Genomic DNA, 6,088 nt, shown 5'->3' on the forward strand with positions numbered 1-6,088 from the left:
AGACTCTGATCCGTACGACCCGCGATCGGACTCCCCAAAGGAACATCCCGACCCGCACCCAACCGCGACAGCAGAGCCGCAAGACCCGCCTGCAACACCATGAACAGACTCGCACCCGTGGACCGCGCCAGATCCGCCAGACGCTGATGCAGCTCCGCATCGACATCGACCGTGACGTAATCCCCCCGATACGACATCACCGCCGGACGCGGACGATCCACCGGCAGCATCAGCTGATCCGGCAACCCCGCCAACGCCCGCGTCCAGTAATCGATCTGCGTCGCGAACAGACTCTCCGGATCATCCTGATCACCCAGCAACTCGTTCTGCCACAACGTGTAATCCGCGTACTGCACCACCAGATCCGACCACCCCGGCACCTCCCCCCGCACCCGCGCCGCATAAGCACGAGCCAGATCCGAAGCCAAAGGACCCAACGACCAACCATCACCCGCAATGTGATGGAGGACGAGAAGAAGGACATGCCGGTCGGGTGAGAGGCGCAGCAGTTCGGCGCGCAGTGGCGGTTCGACGGACAGGTCGAAGAGATGGCGGGACGCCGCCGTGAGGACGTCCGGCAGCTCCGTCTCGGTGACCTCGATCGTGGACAGCTCGACAGTGACGGAGTCGAGGACGTGTTGACGCGGGGTGCCTTCGGCTTCGGGGAACACCGTGCGCAGGGTCTCGTGGCGGGCCACCACATCGCCCAGGGCCGCCCGCAGTGCCTCATGGTCCAGCTCACCCGTCAGCCGCAGGACGAGCGGAATGTTGTAGGTGGCGCTCGGCCCCTCCATCTTGTGCAGGAACCACAGCCGACGCTGGGCGAAGGACAGCGGTACGGGGTCGGGCAGTTGCTGCCTGGTCAGGGCCAGACGCGCGGGCCCCGCGGTGTCGAGGCGGGCGGCGACCGCACCGGCGGTCCGTGCCTCGAAGAGCGTGCGCAGACCGATCTCGACGCCGAAGGCGGCCCGGATGCGGGCGATCAGGCGGGTGGCCAGCAACGAGTGCCCGCCCAGGTGGAAGAAGTCGTCGTCCACCCCGACCCGCGACAGCCCGAGGACCTGCGCGAACAGATCGCACACGATCTGCTCCTGCGGCGTACGCGCCTCCCGCCCCGCCCCACCCGACGTGAACTCAGGCACCGGCAACGCCGCACGGTCCAGCTTGCCGTTGGCCGTCAGCGGAAGGTCCTCCATGGGTACGACGGCCGACGGCACCATGTGCTCGGGCAGCCGCTCCCGGGTGAACTCCAGTACGCCGTCGAGCCGTAGAGTCTCCCGCGCCACCACGTAGGCCACCAGTCGGGCCCTGCCGGGTTCGTCCTCGCGGACGACGACGGCGGCCTGGGCGATGTCGGGATGGTCGCTCAGCACGGCCTCGATCTCGCCGGGTTCGATACGGAACCCGCGGATCTTGACCTGGTGGTCGGCACGGCCGACGAACTCCAGCTCCCCGTCCGGGTTCCGGCGCACCAGGTCACCGGTACGGTACATCCGGGCACCGGGCTCCGGGGCGTAGGGGTCGGCCACGAAACGCTCGGAGGTCAGACCGGGGCGGTTCAGGTAGCCGCGGGCCACACCCGCACCCGCGATGTACAGCTCCCCCACCACACCGGGAGCCACCAGCTGTAGTCCGGACCCCAGCACGTAGGCACGGGTGTTGGCGATCGGGCGGCCGATCGGCGCGGACGCCGGCCAGCTGTCGGGGTCGTCGCCCAAGGTATGGGCCGTGACCACATGTGTCTCGGTGGGACCGTAGTGGTTGTGCAGTGCGCGGCCCGGCGCCGACCGGTGGAACTCACGGACCGGGCGGCTCAGCGTCAGCGCCTCACCGGCCTGCGCGACGGTACGCAGCCGGGGCAGCGTCCGGCCCTGCTCGACCGCGGCCTCGGCGAGGGCCTCCAGCACCAGGTTCGGCGCGAACAACTCCTCCACCCGCTGGTCGTCCAGCCATGCGGCGAACCGGGCCGCGTCACGCCGGACGTCCTCGGCGGGGATCACCAGCGTCTTGCCGAAGAGCAGGGCCGACAGCAGCTCCTGCGCGGACACGTCGAAGCTGATGGCCGTGAACTGCGCGGTCCTGGTGCCCGGTTCGCCGCCGACCTCCTTGTGGTGCCACTCCAGGAGGTTCAGCAGTGCGCCCGCGGGCATGACGACGCCCTTGGGCCGCCCGGTGGAGCCGGAGGTGTAGATGACGTAGGCGGGGTGGTCGGGTGCGAGGGCGGTGACGGGGTTGCGGGTGGGGTGGTCGGCGAGGTCGGCCGGGGTGTCCGGGGCGTCGAGGAGGAGGACGGGGGTGTCGGGTACGGCGGGGAGGTCGGCCTTCGTCGCCGTGGTCGTGAGGAGGAGACCGGGGCGGGCGTCGGTGACCATGTGGGTCAGGCGGGCATGGGGGTATTCGGGGTCGAGGGGGAGGTAGGCGGCGCCGGCCTTGAGGACGGCGAGGACGGCCAGGACGAGGTCGGTGGAGCGGGGCAGAGCGAGGGCCACGACGTGTTCGGGGCCGATACCGCGGGCCGTGAGCAGGTGGGCCAGCCGGTTCGCCCGCTCGTTGAGCTCCCGGTAGGTCAAGGTGGCCTCGTCACAGACCACCGCGGGTGTGTCCGGGGTCTCGACGACCCGTGCCTCGAACAGCCCCGGCAACGTTGTCCCCATGGTCCGGGGGGCCTCGTCGGGGACGGCCGACAGCGTGGCGCGCTCCTCGTCGGTGAGCAGGTCGATCCGCCCGATCGGCCGATCGGCGTCGGTGGTGACGAGGTCGAGGGTCTGGGCCAGCCGGTCCAGGAGCCCGGCGGCCGTGGCCCGGTCGACGAGGTCGTCGCGGTAGTCGAGGCGGAGGTAGAGGCGCCGCCCCGGGGCGGCGATCAGGGTGAGTGGGTAGTGGGTCGCATCCCGTCCACGGCCGAGGTCCGGGATGACCCGCAGACCGCCGTCCGGCAGCTCGCCGGATTCGTCCCAGGGGTAGTTCTCGAACACCATGGCCGTGTCGAAGAGGTCACCTGGACCGGCCAGCTGCTGGATGCGGGCCAGCCCGAGGTGGTGGTGCGCGGTCAGCCGCGTCTGTACGTCCTGGAGCCGCTTGACGGTGGAGGACAGCGACTGCGCGGGATCCAGCGCGACCCGGACGGGCACCGTGTTGATGAACAGGCCCACCATGGCTTCGACGCCGGGAAGTTGCGGGTCGCGTCCGGCCACGACGGCCCCGAACACGACGTCGTCCTGTCCCGTGCGCCGGCTCAGCACCAGACCCCAGGCGGCCTGGAGAACGGTGTTCATGGTCACGCCCTGCCGACGCGCCCAGTCGGCGAGCGCCGCCGTGCGGTCCTCGTCCAGCTCGACGGTGATCCGCTCCGGCATCCGCGCGGCCCGCGCCGGATCCACCGGCGTGACCAGGGTCGGCTGCTCCAGGCCGGCGAGCGCCTCGCTCCAGGCGGCCTCCGCCGCAGGCCGGTCCTGCTGGGCGAGCCAGCCCAGGTACTGCCGGTACGGGGTCACCCGGGGAAGTACGGCGACATCGCCGTGGCTGCCGTACAGCGCGACCAGTTCGCGGACCAGGATGGGCATCGACCAGCCGTCGAGCAGGATGTGATGGGTGGTCATGATCAGACGGTGGTGTTCGTCGGCCATCCTCACCAGGGAGAAGCGCAGCAGTGGCGGCTCGGCCAGGTCGAAGCGGCGGGCGTGCTCCTTGGCCGCGAGCCGGACCAGCTCGGCCTCCGCCTCGGCGGCGGGCAGCGACGACAGGTCGGACTCCTCCCACGGCAGGACCGCCTCGCGGGGGATCAGCTGCACGGTCTGCCCCGAATCCACCTGCCGGAATCCGGCGCGCAGGTTCGGGTGCCGCTGGAGGAGGGCGCGGACAGCCGCCCGCAGCCGCGCCCCGTCGAGGGTGCCCTCGACGTCGAAGACGTGCTGCACCGCATAGACGTCCGCCCCGTCCTGCTCGTAGCGGGAGTGAAACAGCAGCCCCTCCTGCATGGGGGTGAGGGGAAGGATGTCTTCCAGGCCCGACGGCGTCATTTCTGAATCCTCCACGCGGCTTCGAGCTGTTCGATGTCGTGCTGGCTGAGTTCGGTCAGAGGGAAGTCCGAGGGTGTGTGGCCGCCCGTGCCGGACCGGTCGCCGTGCCGGACCAGGCCTCGGATCGCCTGGAACCACTGTTCGGCGAGGGCGCGGACGTGGTCTTCGGGCCAGAGACCGGGGGCCCACGTCCAGACGGCCTCCAGCCACGGCCCGTCCGGGGTGTCGCGGACCATGGAGTTGACCTCCAGCCCGTGCGCCAGGGCGGTGCCCGGATCGGTGCCGCTCAGCAGGCCCGCCTCCGATGCCACGGTCCACGCGGGATTGCCGGGCACCACCGGTGTCCCCGCCGACGGGAATCGTCCGAGGTAGTTGAATCCGAGTTGGGGCGTTGCGAGCCTGGCCAGCTCGGGCCCTGTCCCGGGATGGAGGTGGCGGAGCAGGCCGAAGCCCATGCCCCGGTCGGGCAGCGCCCGCAGCTGCTCCTTGACCCGTTTCAGGGCCTGCCCGAGAGCCGGCCCGCCGGCGAGGACCTCCTCCCAGGCCAGTGGGCCCGGATCGACCCGGACGGGATACAGCGAGGTGAACCAGCCCACGGTGCGTGCCAGGTCCACTCCCTCGATGATCTCCTCGCGCCCGTGCCCCTCCACGTCCACCAGCACCGCGGTGTGCCGCCCGCGGGCCTGGCTGTGGCGCCACTGCGCGACCGCCAGGCCGAGGGCGGTCAGCAGGACGTCGTTCACCCCGGCGTGGAAGGCCGTCGGCACCGTCGTCAGGAGCGGGGTGGTCACGTCGGGCGGGAGGGAGAGCGTTATTTCGCGGGCCCGGCCCACTGTGTCCCGTACGGGATCCAGTCGGCCGGTTGTCAGCGGCGGATCGGCGGCGGTGAGCAGGTCGGTCCAGAGCCTTGCCTCCGCGACGCGGGCCGGTCGGCGGGCCTCCGCGGCCAGCAGCCCCGCCCAGCGGCGCAGCGAGGTGCCCACCGGCTCCAGCCGGGGCGGGCGCCCCGACCCGACCGCCTCCCAGGAGGCGATGAGATCCGGAAGAAGGATTCGCCAGGAGACCCCGTCCACCACGAGATGGTTGAGCAGGAGGAGCAGCCTGCCGGAACGGACCGGTCCGGCGTCGAACCAGACCGCCTGGAGCAGCGGCCCCCGTTCGGCCGACAGGCGGGCGGTCGCCGCCTTCACCTGGTCGCGGACCAGGGCCTCGTCGACGTCGGCGCCGCCGAGGTGGACGACCTGCACCAGGTCAAAGGCCGTCACGGAACCCACCGGTCCGACCTCCAGCGACCACGCCCCGCCGTCCGGGCCGCCCGGCGTCCGGGTCAACCGCAGCGCGTCATGGTGGTCGACGAGCGCCTGGACGGCCGAGGTGAGGCGCTTCTCACCGAGATCGGCCGGCACCTCCAGCAGCATGGCCTGGTAGAACTCGTCGACTCCACCGCCACGCGCGTCGAACCAGCGCATGATCGGGGTCGGTTCCACCGTCCCGGTGCCGGAGTCGTCGGAATCCGGGACCGACAGGGTGAGTTCGTCGGCGACCTCGGCGAGTCCGGCCACCGTCCGCCGCTCGAAGACGTCCCGTACGGCGAACCCGACGCCCGCTGAACGGGCCAGGCTGACCAGGCGGATCGAGACGATACTGTCCCCGCCGAGTACGAAGAAGTCGTCGTCGCACCCGACCCGGTCCACCCCCAGCACCTGGGTGAACAAGTCGCTGAGCAGCCGCTCGCGCGGGGTGCGCGGCTCACGGCTCTCCGCGTCCGCCCGCACGACCGGGCCGGGGGCGGGCAGGGCGGCGTCGTCGAGCTTGCCGTTGGCCGTCAACGGCAAGCGGTCCAGCGTGACGTACGCGGACGGCAGCATGTAGTCCGGCAGCCGCCGTTGCGCGAACTCACGGAGGTCTTCCGGGGGCGTGGCGGTGTCGGCGACGATGTAGGCGGTGAGACGGGTGTTGCCGGGTTGGTCCTCGTGGACGAGGACGGCGGCCTGGGCGATGTCGGGATGGCCGCTCAGCACGGCCTCGATCTCGCCCGGCTCGATACGGAACCCACGGATCTTGACCTG

General features: G+C 71.3%; 2 protein-coding genes. Both read right to left on the bottom strand.

What is annotated here, in order from left to right:
• The coding region (locus tag CIB93_RS36610) for a non-ribosomal peptide synthetase (protein ID WP_143660140.1) at nt 1-4,019 on the bottom strand (4,019 nt) is incomplete at its 3' end.
• A partial coding sequence (locus CIB93_RS36615) for a condensation domain-containing protein (protein WP_257002524.1) occupies nt 4,016-6,088 on the bottom strand: 2,073 nt, incomplete at its 5' end. The genes CIB93_RS36615 and CIB93_RS36610, both read right to left, overlap by 4 nt.

Source organism: Streptomyces sp. WZ.A104 (genome assembly GCF_002382885.1).
Classification (GTDB): Bacteria; Actinomycetota; Actinomycetes; order Streptomycetales; family Streptomycetaceae; genus Streptomyces.